Below are 16720 nucleotides of genomic sequence, written 5' to 3'. Positions count from 1 at the left end.
CATTTGCGGCATGAGCACCACCGGCGCGATGGCGCACGTTACCGTCAAGTCCCCCGAACAGATGCAGGAGTTGGGCCGCCGTCTGGCCCCGCTGCTGCGCCCCGGCGACCTGGTACTGCTCACCGGTGAGCTGGGCGCCGGCAAAACGACGCTGACCCGCGGCCTGGGCGAGGGCCTGGGTGTACGCGGCGCCGTCACCTCCCCCACCTTCGTCATCGCGCGGGTGCACCCCTCGCTGGCCGGCGGCCCCCCGCTGGTGCATGTCGACGCCTACCGGCTCGGCGGCGGGCTGGACGAGATGGAGGACCTGGACCTCGATGTCTCGCTGCCGGAGTCGGTGGTGGTCGTGGAGTGGGGCGACGGCAAGGTCGAGGAGCTGTCCGAGGACCGGCTGCATGTGGTCATCGGCCGTGCCATGGGGGACGACGGCCCGGAAGAGGCCCTGGCGGCCGACGTCGACGATGTGCGCGAGGTGACGGTCACCGGCCTCGGCCCGCGCTGGGCGGACGCCGGACTGCCCGCGCTGGAGACCTGCTGACGGCTGGGCGGGGCGGCCGCGGCGGCGGTTCCGCCGGCCGGTGATGCGGCCGGGCGTCCGGTAGTTTCCGACAAGCCGTCGGTAAGATGTTGCGTACCCGGTGCCGGGCGTGGTGACATGGGTGGAGACCCCAGTTAGGTGTGCCTAAGTAGCCAGCCTAGCTTCTGTCGCTTGCCCCAGGAGCCCCGGGAGGCGTCCATGTCGGCCCACCAGCCCTTCCCCACGCCTGAAGGGCGTGCGGACACCACCGGCGCGGCGGCCGGCCGCGAGGTGCCCGAGACGCCGAGCATGAACGAGCTGCTGGCGGCCGGCGCCGCGGCCAGCGCGGTGTCCACGCCCCCCGACGCCGCCGAGGAAGCCCGGCAGGGCAGGCCGGCAGGGCAGGCCGGCACCGGCGGACGAGCCGGAGGCGGACGATGAGCCCGGGGCCGGGCCGGCGTCCACCGGAGGCCGCGACGCGGCGTAGCCCGTAGGGGCGAAGAACGGACCGGCCGGCGTCCGCGCGGTCAGGAGACCACGACGACCTTGGTGCCGCTGGGCGCGAAGTCCCACATCGCCTTGCCGTCCGCGCGCGACTCACGGATACCGCCGGTCTTCTTCGCCGCGCCGGGGTCGGGCCGGGAGCCGTCGACGGCCGCGCTGAAGCCGACCGTGACACCGCTGACGGTGGCGAACCGCACCACGTGCTCGATGGCGATCCCGTCCGAGCCGGTGACGCTGACCGACCGCGTGCCGACCGCGTACGTCCCGGGCGGCGGGCTGACCGTGCTGGGTGTGACGGCGAACGTCCGCAGCGCCTTGTCCTGCGCCCCGACCAGCCAGACCCGCTTGGCGCCCAGCGAGTAGACGATCCGCTGGCCCGTGCCGGACGCCGCCGGGACCGGGGCCGGAGCGGGGGTCTTCTCCTTCTTGCCGGGCCGGGGCGCGTGCTTCCCGGGGGCATGGCGGGTGTCCTTGCGGGCCTCGGCCAGGGTGTCCGGGGCGGACGCCGCGGCCTGGTAGCCGAGCACTCCGACCGCGACCAGGGCCGCCGTGGTCAGCGCGGTGACGATCGAGCTGCTCCTAGAGGGCACCGCTGTGCCACCTTTCCTCCCTCTCCCCACCACCGGCGGGGAGCCCCGGGCCTGGGCGCCGGGCTGCTTGCTGCTGGGCCAGGGGCGACGGTAGCACCGGGAACGGGGACCGCTCGCCGAGCCGTAGTCTTGAGGGCGTGCTGCTGCTAGCTCTTGACACCGCCACCCCCGCCGTCACCGTCGCGCTCCATGACGGCACCCGCGTCCTCGCCGAGTCCTGCCAGGTGGACGCGCGCCGGCACGGCGAACTGCTGCTGCCCGCCGTCGACCGGGTCCTGGCCGAGGCCGGCCTCAAGCTCGACGCGGTCAGCGACCTCGTGGTCGGCGTCGGCCCGGGGCCGTACACGGGGCTGCGCGTCGGCCTGGTGACGGCCGCCACCTTCGGCGCCGCGCTCGGCGTGCCCGTCCACGGGCTGTGCACGCTGGACGGCCTTGCCTACGCCTCCGGCCTGACCGGGCCGTTCGTCGTGGCCACCGACGCCCGCCGCAAAGAGGTGTACTGGGCGCGCTACGAGGGCGGCCCGGCATCCGGGGATGGTGCCGCCCCCCGCTCGGTCGCCCGGCTGACCGACCCGGCCGTCGACCGCCCCGCCGACCTCGCCGACCAGGTGGCCGGCGTCCCGGCCGTGGGCGCGGGCGCGGTGCTCTACGACACGGTCTTCACCGGCGTACGGCGCGAGGCGCCCGAGCACCAGTCCGCCGCCGCGCTGGCCGCGCTGGCCGCCGGGAAGCTCGCGGCGGGCGAGGAGCTGCTGCCGCCGCAGCCGCTGTACCTGCGGCGCCCGGACGCCCAGGTCCCCGCCAACTACAAGGTGGTCACTCCCCGGTGAGTTCCCGCCCGCCGTCCGACCAGCGCGCCCCGGCGCCGCCGCCCGGCGGCGCCGCCGGGCCGGACCCCGTGCTGCGTGAGATGCGCTGGTGGGACATCGCGCCGGTGCTGGAGCTGGAGCGCGCGCTCTTCCCCGAGGACGCCTGGTCGCGGGGCATGTTCTGGTCCGAGCTGGCGCATGCCCGCGGGCCGTTCGCCACCCGCCGCTATCTCGTCGCCGAGCAGGACGGCAGGCTGGTCGGCTATGGCGGGCTGGCCGCCGTCGACGGCACCGGCGACATCCAGACCATCGCCACCGCACGGGACCGGTGGGGCACCGGTCTCGGCGCCCGGCTGCTGACCGAACTCCTCGGCGCCGCAACGGACTTCGAGTGCCATGAGGTGCTGCTGGAGGTCCGGGTCGACAACCTCCGCGCCCAGCGCCTCTACGAACGCTTCGGCTTCGAGCCGATCGGCTTCCGCCGCGGCTACTACCAGCCCGGCAACATCGACGCCCTCGTGATGCGCCGCACCACCCAGACCTCCTCCGAAGCACCCTCCGTACAAGGAACTTGAGAACCATGGCTGACTCACGCGGCGGACCGCTCGTCCTCGGCATCGAGACCTCCTGCGACGAGACCGGTGTCGGCATCGTCCGCGGCCACACGCTGCTGGCCGACGCGGTCGCCTCCAGCGTCGACGAGCACGCCCGCTTCGGCGGCGTGGTGCCGGAGGTGGCCTCCCGCGCCCACCTGGAGGCGATGGTCCCCACCATCCAGCGCGCCCTGAAGGACGCCGGGGTCGCGGCCTCCGACCTGGACGGGATCGCGGTCACCGCCGGACCGGGTCTGGCCGGCGCGCTGCTGGTCGGCGTCTCGGCCGCCAAGGCGTACGCCTACGCCCTCGGCAAGCCGCTCTACGGTGTCAACCACCTCGCCTCGCACATCTGCGTCGACCAGCTCGAACACGGCCCGCTGCCGGAGCCGACGATGGCCCTGCTGGTCTCCGGCGGCCACTCCTCCCTCCTCCTCGCGCCCGACATCACCTCCGACGTACGTCCGCTGGGCTCGACCATCGACGACGCGGCCGGGGAGGCGTTCGACAAGATCGCGCGGGTGCTGCACCTCGGCTTCCCGGGCGGCCCGGTCATCGACCGCTACGCCCGCGAGGGCAACCCCGACGCGATCCGCTTCCCGCGCGGGCTGACCGGCCCCCGCGACCCGGTCTACGACTTCTCCTTCTCCGGCCTGAAGACGGCGGTGGCCCGCTGGATCGAGGCCAAGCGGGCGGCCGGTGAGGAGGTGCCGGTGGCGGATGTCTCGGCGTCGTTCCAGGAGGCCGTGGTGGACGTACTGACCCGTAAGGCCGTGCGGGCCTGCAAGGACAACGGCGTGGACCACCTGATGATCGGCGGCGGGGTCGCGGCCAACTCCCGGCTGCGGGCGATGGCCGAGCGCCGCTGCGAGGACGCCGGCATCACCCTGCGGGTGCCGCGGCCCAAGCTGTGCACCGACAACGGCGCGATGGTCGCCGCCCTGGGCGCGGAGATGGTGGCCCGCAACCGGCCGGCCTCCGCCTGGGACCTCTCCGCGGACTCCTCGCTCCCGGTCACCGAGCCCCATGTGCCCGGCGAGGACCCCGAGGACGCCCCCGCGCACCACCACGACCACGATCACGTCCACGAGATGAGCAAGCACAACCTCTACTCGTAACGGCCGGCGAGGGCTCGTTTTGTCCAAGCGCGAGTCCTCGCCGCCACCCCCGGCCCGCCCGCCGGCCCGAGGTCTTACCCTGACTTGCAGCACCGAGTGCGCATGTGGGGAGGCGGCAGCCCGTGGACTGGTTCTGGTGGGTCTTCATCTTCTTCATGGCGGGCGGCTTCGCGAAGATCGCCGACACCGCCCGTACGGCGCTGCGCACCCGCCACGAACGCACGATGGAGCGGCTGGAGACCGCCCGTCAGGAACGGCAGGAGCTGGCCGCCGCGCAGAAGCCGCCGGAGCCGGTGTGCGGCTGCACCCATCACCTCGCCAAGCATGACAAAAAGGGCAAGTGTCATGAGCGGGTGGAGATGGCGGTCGCCTGGGACGCCGACCACCGGCCGGTGCAGTACGAGGCCGGCCAGTGCACCTGCCAGCAGTACATCGGACCGCAGCCGCTCTCCCAGATCTACGCCGAGGACCTCACCGACCTGGCGTGAGCCGGTCCGTGGCCGGGTGCCCCAGCAGCATGACGGGGGCGCCGGCGACCCGGGTGAGGAAGATCGTGCAGGACGTGCGGCCGCCGCCGAGCTTCAGCTTCTTGCGCAGCTCCTCGGGCTCCACCGCGGAGCCCCGCTTCTTGATCACCGCGATCCCGACCCCGCGCTCCCGCAGCAGCGCCCGGAGCTTCTTGACGTTGAACGGCAGCACATCGGTGAGCGCATAGGCGGTCGCGTACGGCGTCTCCGTCAGCCGGTCCGCGGTGACGTAGGCGATCGTCGGATCGATCAGCCGCCCCTCCACCTGCCGGGCGACATCCGCGACCAGATGGGCCCGGATCACCGCGCCGTCCGGCTCGTACAGCCAGTCGCCGACCGGCCCGACCGGGGCCTGTGGCGCGGCGCCGAGCAGCGACTCCCCACCGGGAAGCAGCGTGGCCCGGCGCCCGCCCGGCACCGGCCGGGACCCGCCGCCCACACCGGCCCCGAACCACACCACGGCTTCCTTGACATCGCCCCCGTCCGAGATCCACTCCGTCTCGGCGTCCTCCGGCAGCGCCTCGTGCGGCACCCCCGGCGCGATCTTCAACGCCGCGACCGGCGCCCGGCGGGCCGCCTCGACGGCCCACGACAATGGTGGCGAGTACGCCTCGGGATCGAAGATCCGCCCACCCGTCGCCCGGCCACCGCCCCTCACCGAGGCGCTGCGCGCCGCCCCCTTGGCCGGCGCCTTCCCCCGCCGCGCCGGATCGACGAACACCGCGTCATACCCCGCGGTGTCCACCTCCGTCACATCCGCACAGCGCACCTCGATCAGGTCGTCCAGCCCCAGCGCCTCGGCGTTCGCCCGTGCCGCCGCACACGCCAACGGGTCGCGGTCGACGGCCAGTACCCGGATACCGGCCCGCGCCAGCGCGAGCGCGTCACCGCCGATCCCGCAGCACAGATCGGCCAGCGTACGGACGCCCAGCGCGGCGAGACGGGCCGCGCGGTGGGCGGCCACCGCGGTCCGGGTGGACTGCTCGACCCCGTTCGGCGTGAAGTACATCCGCCCCGCGTCCGCCCCGAACTTCGCCACCGCCCGCTGCCGGAGCCGAGCCTGCCCGAGCGCCGCGGAAACGAGTGCGGCGGGATGCTCCCGCCGCAGCCGGGTCGCTGCCGCGAGCTCATCCTGCGGGTCGTGATCCCGCAACGTTTCCAGCAGGGCTTGCCCCTCCGGGGTGAGGAGGGTCGCGAAGGCGTCGAGGTCGTTCACGGTGCTTATTCTCCTCCCGCGTTTTCGGCCGGCCCGCCGTGGGCTGCGCCCTTGCCTTCTTCCCACGTCTTCGGCCGGCCCGCCGTGGTTGTTGCTCGCCGTTGCGCCTGCGGCGGGCCAGGTGGTTTGTGGGTGCGGTGACGGGCCTCCGGGGCAGGGTGTCCGGACCCGGCCCGCCGCAGGCGCAACGGCGAGCAAGCCAAAAACGCAGGCCGAGGCAGAGCGCAGCGAGACGGCGGGGGCACCGCGAAGCGGGCCACAAACGGCGCGCAACAACCACGGCGGGTATGACAAAACGTGGGAAGAACTACACCGGCTCACGCCGCCGCTGCGCGTGGTCGCTGATGCGCAGCAAGAGCGCCACCATGACCCAGTTCGCGACCAGCGAGGAGCCTCCCTTGGCGAGGAACGGGAGCGCCTTGCCCGTGAGGGGGATCAGCCCCGTCACGCCGCCGGAGACGACGAAGACCTGCAGCAGCAGCGCCCCGGAAAGCCCGGCGGCGAGCAGCTTGCTGAAGGGGTCGCGGGCGCTCAGCCCGACCCGCAGGCCGCGCTGGGCCAGCAGGACGTACAGCATGATCACGGCCATCACCCCGGCCAGGCCCAACTCCTCGCCGACGGTGGTGAGGATGAAGTCGCTGTTGCCGGCGAAGCCGATCTGCTCGGGGTGGCCCTGGCCCAGGCCGGTGCCGGTGATGCCGCCGCTGCCGAAGCTGAGCAGCGCCTGGGCGAGCTGGTCGGACATGTGCTCCGCCTGGCCCTGTTTCGTGAACGCCCGCATGGGGTCCAGCCAGGCGGTGACCCGGCCGTGGACATGCGGTTCGAGGGAGCCGACGACGGCCGCGCCCACCACGGCCATCAGCAGACCGCACACCACCCAACTGGTGCGGTCGGTGGCCGTGTAGAGCATGACCACGAAGACCCCGAAGAAGATCAGCGAGGTGCCCAGGTCCCGTTCGAAGATCAGCACCAGCAGGCTGATCGCCCAGATCGTGAAGATCGGGGCGAGTTGCTTTCCGGGGGGCAGCTGCATGCCCAGGACGCGGCGGCCGGCCAGCGCCAGCGCATCGCGGTTGACGGTGAGATAGCCCGCGAAGAACACCGAGATCATGATCTTCACGAACTCGCCGGGCTGGAGCGACAGCGGCCCCAGCAGGATCCAGCGCTTGGCGCCGTACATGTCGGCACCGAAGAAGGCCGGCGCCATCAGCAGCACCAGCGCGATCACCATCGTCAGATAGATGTAGCGCTGCAGGATGCGGTGGTCGCGCAGCACCAGCAGGATGACGAGGCAGACCGCCACCCCGATCGCGGTCCACACCAGCTGGCCGTTGGCCGCCGCGGCGATCTTCGGTCGTGAGGTGTGCGCGTAGGTGAGGTCCAGGCGGTGCAGCAGCACCAGGCCGATGCCGGTCAGCAGGTTCGCCAGCGGCAGGATCAGCGGGTCGGCGCGGGGCGCGTAGCGGCGCAGGACCAGGTGCGGGACCAGCGCCATGAGGACCATGCCGGCGGCGAAGCCGGCCAGTCCGAGGGTCAGCCGGCCCTCCATCGACAGGCCGGTGTAGGCGTAGCCGAAGACCGAGATCAGCGCGACGAGGGCGAGCAGCCAGGCCTCGGTCCTGCGCCGGTCCGGTGCCTGGGCCAGCGCCTCGAAGGTCATGGTGCGTTCGACATCGCTCTCCGGCACCCTGGCCCGCCGGGGAACTCTGATCGGTGCACGCACGGGTTTTCCTCCGCCATCGGTGGTCGGGGCCGCCGGCCGGTCGGGCGCGGGCCCGGTTCGTCGACCCGGCAGTCGGGGAGGTAGACGTGGCAGCCGGTGGCCTGGTTGCGAGGGCAGGGGGAGGTGTGTCCGATATGACGGGAAGCCGCCTCACGGCTGTCTCGTAACCCGCCCCGTCTCATGACCCGCCCCGCCCCCGCTGTGAATGACCATGATCGCCGAATCCGGGCGGCCGGGGAACCGCGCTTCCCCGCGGCCGGTCGGCCGGTGTCGGGGGAAGCCACCCGCCGCGCTGGCACTCCGCTTGACCGAGTGCTAACCGCGTCATAGTCTCAGCGTTGGCACTCTCCAGTGGGGAGTGCCAGACACAGCGACGGGCAGGTCCGGCACCCGCGACGACGGATCCACCTGGTCGCCACCTCAGACAGTTAACCCCGTGAGATCTCCGAAGGGGGAGGTCGGATCGTGACGACCACCAGCTCCAAGGTTGCCATCAAGCCGCTTGAGGACCGCATCGTGGTCCAGCCGCTCGACGCCGAGCAGACCACGGCCTCCGGCCTGGTCATTCCGGACACCGCCAAGGAGAAGCCCCAGGAGGGCGTCGTCCTGGCCGTGGGCCCGGGCCGGGTCGAGGACGGCAAGCGCGTCGAGCTCGACGTGAAGGTCGGCGACGTCGTGCTCTACAGCAAGTACGGCGGCACCGAGGTGAAGTACAACAACGAGGACTACCTCGTTCTCTCGGCCCGCGACGTGCTCGCGATCGTCGAGAAGTAAGTCACCCAGTTTTGCCGTGATCTGCGCCCCTGGTTCCCGCGTCTAAACAACCCGGGGCAGGGGCGCAGTTCGTTTGAGCGACAGCGGTCCCCACGTCGTGGCCGAGGATCGCATTGAGAGGACTTGAAGCAACCCATGGCGAAGATCCTGAAGTTCGACGAGGACGCCCGTCGCGCCCTTGAGCGCGGCGTCAACAAGCTTGCCGACACCGTCAAGGTGACCATCGGTCCCAAGGGCCGCAACGTCGTCATCGACAAGAAGTTCGGCGCGCCGACGATCACCAACGACGGTGTCACCATCGCCCGTGAGGTCGAGGTCGACGACCCGTACGAGAACCTCGGCGCCCAGCTCGTCAAGGAGGTGGCGACCAAGACCAACGACATCGCGGGTGACGGCACCACCACCGCCACCGTGCTGGCCCAGGCGCTGGTCCGCGAGGGTCTGCGCAACGTCGCCGCCGGCGCCTCCCCGGCCGCCCTGAAGAAGGGCATCGACGCCGCGGTCAAGGCCGTGTCCGACGAGCTGCTGGCGACCGCCCGCCCGATCGACGACAAGTCCGACATCGCCGCCGTGGCCGGCCTGTCCGCGCAGGACAAGCAGGTCGGCGAGCTGATCGCCGAGGCGATGGACAAGGTCGGCAAGGACGGCGTCATCACCGTCGAGGAGTCCAACACCTTCGGCCTGGAGCTGGACTTCACCGAGGGCATGGCCTTCGACAAGGGCTACCTCTCGCCGTACATGGTCACCGACCAGGAGCGTATGGAGGCCGTCCTCGAGGACCCGTACATCCTGATCCACCAGGGCAAGATCTCCTCGATCCAGGACCTGCTGCCGCTGCTGGAGAAGGTCATCCAGGCCGGTGCCTCCAAGCCGCTGCTGATCATCGCCGAGGACGTCGAGGGCGAGGCCCTGTCGACCCTGGTCGTCAACAAGATCCGTGGCACCTTCAACGCCGTGGCCGTCAAGGCCCCCGGCTTCGGTGACCGCCGCAAGGCGATGCTCGGCGACATGGCCACCCTCACCGGTGCCACCGTCATCGCCGAGGAGGTCGGCCTCAAGCTCGACCAGGCCGGTCTGGACGTGCTCGGCACCGCCCGCCGGGTGACCGTCACCAAGGACGACACCACCATCGTCGACGGTGGCGGCAAGGCCGAGGACGTCACCGGCCGCGTGGCCCAGATCAAGGCCGAGATCGAGACCACCGACTCGGACTGGGACCGCGAGAAGCTCCAGGAGCGCCTCGCCAAGCTCGCCGGTGGCGTTTGCGTCATCCGCGTGGGTGCGGCCACCGAGGTCGAGCTCAAGGAGAAGAAGCACCGTCTGGAGGACGCCATCTCCGCGACCCGCGCCGCGGTCGAGGAGGGCATCGTCTCCGGTGGTGGCTCCGCGCTGGTGCACGCCGGCAAGGTGCTGGAGGGCTCCCTCGGCAAGGAGGGCGACGAGGCCACCGGTGTCGCCGTCGTCCGCCGCGCCGTCGTCGAGCCGCTGCGCTGGATCGCGGAGAACGCGGGCCTGGAGGGCTACGTCATCACCGCCAAGGTCGCCGAGCAGGACAAGGGCAACGGCTTCAACGCCGCCACCGGCGAGTACGGCGACCTGGTCAAGGCCGGCGTCATCGACCCGGTCAAGGTCACCCGTTCCGCCCTGGAGAACGCCGCGTCGATCGCCTCGCTGCTGCTCACGACCGAGACCCTGGTCGTCGAGAAGCCCGCTGAGGAGGACGCGGCCGAGGCCGGTCACGGCCACGGCCACGCGCACTGACGCGAGCCGCGCGACGGACCCGGTCCGTCGTCTCCGCCGGCGCACCGCGTCGGCCCGCTGCACCTGAGACCCGGGTCCCGCTTCGGCGGGGGCCGGGTCTCCGGCTTTTCCTGCCGGGCGCGGGAGTGCGGCACACCCGTACCGGCGCCGGACTCGCCGCTGCCGGGGCGCGGTTCACGCCGAGTGGTGCAGCTCCTCGCGGCGTACGGGGGAGCGGAACGGGCGGCCCCGGCCGTAGCGTTCGAGTTCGTCCAGGGCGTGGTCGGCCAGGCGGTGCAGCTCGGTGCCCAGCGAGCCCGCCACATGCGGGGTCAGCAGCACGTTCGGCAGGTCGTACAACGGCGAGCCGGGCGGCGGGAGTTCGGGCTCGGTGACGTCGAGGACGGCGTGCAGCCGGCCGGTGACCAGCTCGGGGAGCAGCGCCGCCGGGTCGACCAGCGAGCCGCGGGCGGTGTTGATCAGGGTCGCGCCGTCGGGCATCAGCGCCAGCCGCCGGGCGTCGAGCAGATGGCGGGTGGCGGGCAGCTGCGGGGCGTGCACGGTGACGAGGTCGCTGTCGGCGCAGAGGGCGTCGAGCGGCACCGGGACCGCGCCGAGCCGGGTCGCCTCGGCGCGGTCCACGTACGGGTCGTACAGCAGGACCCGCAGGTCGAACGGGTGCAGCAGCTCGATGACGCGGCGGCCGGTGCGGGAGGCGCCGATGACGCCGACGGTGCGGCGGTAGTTGCCGGCACCGTCGAGTTCGGCCGGCCAGTCGTGGGGCGCGCGCAGGCCGCGGTAGCGGTGGGCGGCGTGCAGCACGCGCTTGTTGGCGAAGAGGATCGCGGCGAGGGTGAATTCGGCGACCGGGAGGGCGTTGGCGCCGGCGGCCGAGGTGACGGCGATCCCGCGGTCCCAGCAGGCGTCGGTGAGGTGGTGCTTGACCGATCCGGCGGCGTGAACGACGGCCCGCAGCCGGGGGGCGGCGGCCAGTACCCGCTCGGTGAGCGGCGGGGCGCCCCAGCAGGTGAGCAGCACCTCGGCCCCGGCGAGGGCGGCGGCGATCCCGGGGGCGGGGTCGGCCAGGTCGTGGGCGACGAGGTGCGGATCGGTACGGGCGAGGGCCACGAGGCGGGTGCGGTGGCGGGCGCCGAGGAGCCGGTCCGCGATGCCCGGCCCCATCGCCAGCAACAGGGCGGGCCGGACCGGCGGCGGGTCCGCGGGCCCCGGGGGACTGCCAGAGGTGGGGTGCATGATGCGGAACGGCCCTCCTTCGCGGTTGCCGGCCCGGCGCCCGCCGGCCGGCAGGGTTGCCCGTTGTGGTGCGTCCCGTGCCGTGGTGGCGCGTCCCGTGCGTGCGCCGGGACGGCCCGTGGGGTGCGTCGCCCGTCCCCGCACCCCATCGGCCCGCCCCGGTGAGCACACCGTCACGGCTCTCGCGTCACCACGGCCATGGCACCACCACGGGCCCGCCCCCGGCAACGGGGCGGGTGACCCGGCGTCAGCGTGGCCCGTATTTACGGCCGGTACGGGACGTCACACCGCCCAGCACCCCGCGGGGCGTCAGCTTCACGGCGCCCATGAGCGCCTTGTACCGCGGGTCGGGAACGGACAGCGACTTGCCCCGCGTCAGGTCCTTCATCGCGGCGTCCACCAGCTTGTCCGCGTCCAGCCACATCCACCCGGGGATGTTGTCCGTGCCCATTCCGGCGCGCTGGTGGAACTCGGTCCGTACGAACCCCGGGCACAGCGCCATCAACCGCACGCCGCTCCCCGCCAGATCGCGCGCCGCGCCCTGGGTGAACTGCACGACCCACGCCTTGCTCGCGCCGTATGTGCCCCGCGGGACGAACGCCGCCACCGAGGCCACATTGACCACCGCGCCCCGGCGCCGGTCCCGCATCCCGCGCACCCCGGCCGTGGTCAGCCGCAGCACCGCCTCGCAGTGCACCTTGAGCATCGCCAGCTCGTCGGCCATGGAGACTTCGAGGTACTCGCCCTTGTTGCCGAAGCCGGCGTTGTTCACCAGCAGGTCCACCGGGTGCTTCGGGTCCGAGAGCCGGGCCTCGACGGCCGCGATGCCGTCCTCGGTGGCCAGATCGGCGCTCAGCACCTCCGCCTCGATGCCGTGCCGGTCGTGCAACTCGGTGGCCTGCTCGTGCAGTCGCTTCTCGTCGCGGGCCACCAGCACCACGCTGTGGCCGTCGCTCGCGAGCCGCCGGGCGAACGCCGCCCCGATGCCCGCCGTCGCTCCCGTGATCAATGCAGTCGTCATACGGGCACGCTATCCGCCCGGGGCACACCGCCCGCGTCCCAACCCCCGGTGACGCGGCCGCCCGCGGAAGACGGCCGTCTGGCACTCCGGCAACCGGACCGCAGGGCCCACCGGCCCCGCTGCCCGCACCACCCGTCGCCACCCGGCCACCGCGGGGCCGCCCCGCCCGGCCCCGGCGCCGGCCCGCAACGCCCCCGGCTCAACTCCCCTGTCGCGCCACGTACTTCAGCGCCTTGCGCCGTGCCTCCGTGTGGAGGGCCTCGCCCGTCTCCAGCAGCCGGGGCATCAGCTCCCGTCGGAGGGTCAGGGCCTGGAACGTCAGCCCGATCGTCACCTGGTGACCGGGGCGGTACACCACGTCGACGGCGTCCCCCGCGCGGATCTCGCCCGGCTCGATCACCCGTAGATACGCGCCGGGCACCGCGGCCTGGGTGAACCGCTTGATCCAGCCGCGCTCGCCGATCCACCCGTTGAACGTACGGCAGGGGGTACGCGGTCCGGTGACCTCCAGCAGCAGCCGCGGGCCGACCCGCCAGCGTTCGCCGATGAGGGCGCCGGTGACCTCGACGCCCGATGTGGTGAGGTTCTCTCCGAAGCACCCGTTGGGCAGCTCACGGCCCAGCTCCCGCTGCCACTCGTCCAGGTCCTCGCGCGCGTAGGCGTAGACGGCCTGGTCGTCACCGCCGTGATAGCGCAGGTCGACGACCGCGTCACCGGCCAGCCCGCTGCCGGCCGTGCCGTGGGGGCCGGGGGCAGTGACCGCCACCGGGCCGTCCACGGGCCGCTTGTCGATGCCCGTGCCGCCCTCGGCGTCGGTGTGCTCGGACGGGGTGGGCCGCCCCAGGTTCACGGTCAGCAGTTTCATGTGGTGCTCCGTTGCTCGATCGACGTCGTGCAGGGGAATGGCCCGTGTCGAGGGCGTCCCGCCTCCCGTGTGCCCTCAGGAGTGTCTCTTCGATCCACTCCACGCTAGCCATCCTTACCCAAAGCATCGACGCTTTTTTTCCCGGTCAACCCAAGGCGCGCTTATGCTTGGGTCATGATCGAGGCCCGTCATCTCCGTGTGCTGCGCGCCGTCGCCCGGAGCGGCTCGTTCTCCGCCGCCGCGCGCGAACTGGGCTGCACCCAGCCGGCCGTCAGCCAGCAGATGAAGGCGCTGGAACAGTCCGCCGGCACCCCGCTGCTGGTCCGCGCGGGCCGCGAGATGCGGCTGACCCAGGCGGGCGAGGCGCTGGTCCGCCATGCCGTCGGCATCCTGGCCGGGCTCACCGCCGCCGAGGAGGAGATCGCCGCCATCGCGGGCCTGCGCGCGGGCCGGGTGCGGCTGGTGTCCTTCCCCTCCGGCAGCTCGACGCTGGTGCCGACCGCCCTGGCGACGATGCGCGCCGCCCACCCCGGCACCCGGGTCTCGCTCGTCGAGGCCGAGCCGCCCCGCTCGATCGAGATGCTGCGCAATGGCGACTGCGAGATCGCGCTGGCCTTCCGCTACCCCGAGGTGCGCGGTGCGGACCCGGCGGCCGGGGCGGAGTGGGACGACCTGGTGGTGCGCCCGATCCTGGCGGACCGCCTCGTCGGGCTGGTGCCGGACGCCCACCGGCTGGCGCGGACCGGTGTCGCACGGTTCGCCGAGCTGGCCGGCGAGCCGTGGATCGCGGGCTGCCCCCGCTGCCGCCGGCACCTCGTGGAGGTCTGTGAGAGCGCGGGCTTCACTCCGCGCATCGACTTCGCGACGGACGACTACCCGGCGGTCATCGGCCTGGTCGGGGCCGGCCTGGGGGTGGCCGCGCTGCCCGAACTCACCCTGGCGTCGGTCCGCCCCAAGGGAGCGACGGCGGTACGCCTCGAACCCGCCGTGCACCGCGAGATCGTCGCGCTCACGCTGCCGGATCTGGCGCAGGTCCCCGCCGTCGAGGCCACCCTCGGAAAGCTGGTGGACGCCGCGCGCCGCTGACGGCCCGAGCGGAGCGCAGTCCGCGGCAAAAACGGCCGCACCGAACCCTGGCGGCGGCAACAACCCCGCCACAGCCCTGCCGACGGGCGGCCGCGCCGTCGTGCAGGAACGTTTCTTCAGGAGCGATCCGCTCCCGGCGTCTCAGGAGCCGGGGACGCCCGCGTGGCCGGTCATGGAAGAGGCGGGGACCAGACGGTGCCGGGCCCGGCCCATCAGTTCCTCGCGCTCGTCCTCCGTCAGACCGCCCCACACCCCGTAGGGCTCACGGACGGCCAGCGCATGCGCCGCGCACTCGGCCCGTACCGGGCAGCGCATGCAGACCTCCTTCGCCGATGTCTCACGCGCGCTGCGGGCCGCTCCGCGCTCGCCTTCGGGATGGAAGAACAGCGAGCTGTCCACGCCACGGCAGGCAGCCAGCAGCTGCCAGTCCCAGAGGTCTGCGTTCGGGCCCGGGAGGCGGGAGAAATCTGCCATTGCTTGTCCCCTCGAAGCGATGCTGATTCGGGCTCGGTGCTCACGACGGTACATCTACTGTCGAAGTAGATGTAAATATGACTCATTGCGAATCTAGTCATAGTCGCCATGAAAATGGAAGAAAGAGAGCCAAATAGGGCATAGGGTGCACGCGCGGATGCCGGTCGCCCGATGAGTCGTCTGCGTATCCGGCTCCTCACGGAGCGTGCTGAACTCGGTCGCCGAAGCCGTAACTCTTTCGAGTGACCGTCGTTGAGAGTGCGGAGGCGGTTGGCTGAGGTAGACCGCGGGCAAATGTCCGAGGCCGTCAATCGCACAGGTGACGATACGTACCAGCCTGGAGGCTCAAGGTGACGCGCATCAGCTGCGGAGGGCGGTCATGACATCCGTCCTCGTCTGCGACGACTCCCCGCTTGCCCGAGAGGCGCTCCGTCGGGCGGTTGCGACCGTGCCCGGCGTCGAGCGCGTGACGACCGCGGCCAACGGCGAGGAAGTCCTCCGCCGCTGGGGTGCCGATCGTTCGGATCTGATTCTGATGGACGTACGGATGCCCGGTCTCGGCGGTGTCGAGACCGTGCGCCGGCTGCTGTCCGCGGACCCGGGCGCCCGGATCATCATGCTCACGGTGGCCGAGGACCTCGACGGGGTCGCGCTCGCGGTCGCCGCCGGCGCCCGCGGTTATCTGCACAAGGACGCCTCGCGCGCGGAACTGCGGGCGACGGTGACCCAGGCGCTCGCCGACCCGACGTGGCGGCTCGCCCCGCGCCGGCTGCGGTCCGCCGAAATGGGTGCCGCACCGACGCTGACCGCGCGCGAGATCCAGGTGCTGGAGGGCATGAGTCACGGCCGCTCGAACGCCGAGATCGGCCGTGAGCTGTTCCTCTCGGAGGACACGGTCAAGACCCACGCCCGGCGGCTCTTCAAGAAACTGGGCGCCTCGGACCGGGCGCATGCGGTGGCCCTGGGCTTCCGCTGGGGACTGGTCCGCTAAGGCGTTGTGACGTGCAGCGACGCGGGGGAGTGAAGATCCCCGCCCGCCCTGTGGCGGGCGGGGTGCCATGGCGCCCCGCAGCCGTCGGCGTACGACGGCGGTCCGATTCGCCGCGCGGTGCCGCATCCTTGGAGGTATGGAGTTCCTCGGGGACGGGCCGGTCGGGCACGAGGGGAGGGCGCAGGACATGACAACAGCCGGCGCACCTGCCGCTCATAACGCTTCAGTGCACAAGTGCGGACCTGATGCCGCGGATCGCGCGGCGCCAAGGCACCATGGTCCGATGCGTGATGACGGGAAGCAGGAAATCGGCGATCTCGTCGCACGCGCAGTGGAAGGGGACCAGCGGGCCACCCATGACCTTCTGGCCCATGTCCACCCCCTCGCCCTGCGTTACTGCCGCACCCGGCTGTCCCGGCTGCCGGGTGATGCCCGGCACTTCGTCGAGGATCTGGCGCAGGAAGTGTGTGTCGCGGTGCTCTGTGCGCTGCCGCGCTACCGCGACACCGGCAAGCCCTTCGAGGCCTTCGTCTTCGCCATCGCCGGCCACAAGGTCGCCGATCTCCAGCGGGCCGCGATGCGGCATCCGGGCAGTACGGCCGTGCCGTCCGACGAGATGCCCGAGCAGCCCGACGACTCCCTCGGCCCCGAGGAGCGGGCGCTGCTGAGCAGTGATGCCGAGTGGGCCAAGAAGCTGCTGGCGAACCTTCCGGAGAACCAGCGCGAGCTGGTGCTGCTGCGGGTCGCCGTCGGGCTGACGGCGGAGGAGACCGGGCAGATGCTGGGGATGTCGCCCGGTGCGGTCCGGGTCGCCCAGCACCGTGCGCTGAGCAGGCTGCGGGCGCTGGCCGAACAGTAGCGACTCCCGGCGAAACCGGCCGGAAGCCGCCGTAGAAATACACAAGTGACGAGGCCCTC

General features: G+C 72.3%; 18 protein-coding genes. 11 read left to right on the top strand and 7 right to left on the bottom strand.

Going from position 1 to position 16720, the window contains the following annotated elements; genetic code table 11:
- Positions 1-10: 10 nt before the first annotated feature.
- Positions 11-538, top strand: coding sequence for a tRNA (adenosine(37)-N6)-threonylcarbamoyltransferase complex ATPase subunit type 1 TsaE (tsaE, locus tag ACFW5B_RS06240; RefSeq protein ID WP_386434049.1), 528 nt, complete (start codon positions 11-13; stop codon positions 536-538).
- A gap of 198 nt (positions 539-736) precedes the next feature.
- A complete protein-coding gene (locus tag ACFW5B_RS06235) occupies positions 737-958 on the top strand; it encodes a hypothetical protein (protein WP_386434046.1) in 222 nt (73 codons plus the stop codon).
- An 86-nt stretch (positions 959-1044) separates the two neighbouring features.
- Here ACFW5B_RS06235 and ACFW5B_RS06230 read toward each other — a convergent pair whose 3' ends face one another.
- Entirely contained in the window at positions 1045-1611 is a 567-nt protein-coding gene (locus ACFW5B_RS06230) for a hypothetical protein (protein WP_386434043.1), read from the bottom strand.
- Positions 1612-1748: 137 nt separating this feature from the next.
- On the opposite strand from ACFW5B_RS06230, the gene tsaB reads away from it, so the two are divergent.
- The 4 genes from tsaB to ACFW5B_RS06210 all read left to right on the top strand — a co-directional run bounded on the left by tsaB (position 1749) and on the right by ACFW5B_RS06210 (position 4619).
- Positions 1749-2441 (top strand): tRNA (adenosine(37)-N6)-threonylcarbamoyltransferase complex dimerization subunit type 1 TsaB, encoded by a 693-nt coding sequence (tsaB, locus tag ACFW5B_RS06225; RefSeq protein ID WP_386434040.1) that lies wholly within the window; start codon positions 1749-1751, stop codon positions 2439-2441.
- Entirely contained in the window at positions 2438-2995 is a 558-nt protein-coding gene (gene rimI / locus ACFW5B_RS06220) for a ribosomal protein S18-alanine N-acetyltransferase (protein WP_386434037.1), read from the top strand. The genes tsaB and rimI overlap by 4 nt, the downstream gene beginning before the upstream one ends.
- Positions 2996-3000: 5 nt before the next feature.
- On the top strand, positions 3001-4131 hold the full coding sequence (gene tsaD / locus ACFW5B_RS06215; RefSeq protein WP_386434034.1) for a tRNA (adenosine(37)-N6)-threonylcarbamoyltransferase complex transferase subunit TsaD: 1131 nt from the start codon (positions 3001-3003) through the stop codon (positions 4129-4131).
- 122 nt (positions 4132-4253) lie between these two features.
- Positions 4254-4619: a hypothetical protein gene (locus tag ACFW5B_RS06210; RefSeq protein ID WP_386434031.1), complete on the top strand. Its 366-nt coding sequence runs from the start codon at positions 4254-4256 to the stop codon at positions 4617-4619.
- On the opposite strand, the gene ACFW5B_RS06205 is transcribed toward ACFW5B_RS06210, so the two are convergent.
- Complete coding sequence (locus ACFW5B_RS06205) at positions 4603-5874, bottom strand: methyltransferase domain-containing protein (RefSeq protein WP_386434028.1); 1272 nt, start codon at positions 5872-5874, stop codon at positions 4603-4605. The two genes, ACFW5B_RS06210 and ACFW5B_RS06205, sit on opposite strands and share 17 nt — an antisense overlap.
- A gap of 307 nt (positions 5875-6181) precedes the next feature.
- Complete coding sequence (locus ACFW5B_RS06200; protein ID WP_386434573.1) at positions 6182-7534, bottom strand: FtsW/RodA/SpoVE family cell cycle protein; 1353 nt, start codon at positions 7532-7534, stop codon at positions 6182-6184.
- Positions 7535-8062: 528 nt separating this feature from the next.
- Between ACFW5B_RS06200 and groES the strand changes: the two genes are divergently transcribed.
- Positions 8063-8371 carry a co-chaperone GroES gene (gene groES / locus ACFW5B_RS06195; RefSeq protein WP_018090856.1) on the top strand — a complete coding sequence of 103 codons (309 nt, stop codon included), beginning with the start codon at positions 8063-8065 and terminating at the stop codon, positions 8369-8371.
- 135 nt (positions 8372-8506) lie between these two features.
- On the top strand, positions 8507-10132 hold the full coding sequence (groL, locus tag ACFW5B_RS06190) for a chaperonin GroEL (RefSeq protein ID WP_386434025.1): 1626 nt from the start codon (positions 8507-8509) through the stop codon (positions 10130-10132).
- Positions 10133-10306: 174 nt separating this feature from the next.
- On the opposite strand, the gene ACFW5B_RS06185 is transcribed toward groL, so the two are convergent.
- The 3 genes from ACFW5B_RS06185 to ACFW5B_RS06175 all read right to left on the bottom strand — a co-directional run bounded on the left by ACFW5B_RS06185 (position 10307) and on the right by ACFW5B_RS06175 (position 13251).
- Positions 10307-11365 (bottom strand): hydroxyacid dehydrogenase, encoded by a 1059-nt coding sequence (locus ACFW5B_RS06185; RefSeq protein WP_386434022.1) that lies wholly within the window; start codon positions 11363-11365, stop codon positions 10307-10309.
- Positions 11366-11612: 247 nt separating this feature from the next.
- Entirely contained in the window at positions 11613-12386 is a 774-nt protein-coding gene (locus ACFW5B_RS06180; protein ID WP_386434019.1) for an SDR family NAD(P)-dependent oxidoreductase, read from the bottom strand.
- Between the two features lie 199 nt (positions 12387-12585).
- Positions 12586-13251, bottom strand: coding sequence for an MOSC domain-containing protein (locus ACFW5B_RS06175; RefSeq protein WP_386434015.1), 666 nt, complete (start codon positions 13249-13251; stop codon positions 12586-12588).
- A 174-nt stretch (positions 13252-13425) separates the two neighbouring features.
- Here ACFW5B_RS06175 and ACFW5B_RS06170 point away from each other — a divergent pair, with 174 nt between their 5' ends.
- Positions 13426-14337 (top strand): LysR family transcriptional regulator, encoded by a 912-nt coding sequence (locus ACFW5B_RS06170; RefSeq protein ID WP_386434012.1) that lies wholly within the window; start codon positions 13426-13428, stop codon positions 14335-14337.
- 141 nt (positions 14338-14478) lie between these two features.
- On the opposite strand, the gene ACFW5B_RS06165 is transcribed toward ACFW5B_RS06170, so the two are convergent.
- The gene (locus tag ACFW5B_RS06165) at positions 14479-14811 is read right to left on the bottom strand and encodes a WhiB family transcriptional regulator (RefSeq protein ID WP_386434009.1); all 333 of its coding nucleotides are present in this window, start codon (positions 14809-14811) and stop codon (positions 14479-14481) included.
- Between the two features lie 379 nt (positions 14812-15190).
- Here ACFW5B_RS06165 and ACFW5B_RS06160 point away from each other — a divergent pair, with 379 nt between their 5' ends.
- Together ACFW5B_RS06160 and ACFW5B_RS06155 are read left to right on the top strand one after the other, a co-directional pair.
- Positions 15191-15802, top strand: coding sequence for a response regulator transcription factor (locus tag ACFW5B_RS06160; RefSeq protein ID WP_003948568.1), 612 nt, complete (start codon positions 15191-15193; stop codon positions 15800-15802).
- A gap of 283 nt (positions 15803-16085) precedes the next feature.
- Positions 16086-16661, top strand: coding sequence for a sigma-70 family RNA polymerase sigma factor (locus ACFW5B_RS06155; protein WP_018090849.1), 576 nt, complete (start codon positions 16086-16088; stop codon positions 16659-16661).
- Positions 16662-16720 lie beyond the last annotated feature (59 nt).

Origin of the sequence: Streptomyces sp. NPDC058773 (assembly GCF_042746015.1) — a bacterium.
Taxonomy (GTDB): domain Bacteria; phylum Actinomycetota; class Actinomycetes; order Streptomycetales; family Streptomycetaceae; genus Streptomyces.
This window is presented reverse-complemented; position numbering and strand designations above follow the sequence as displayed.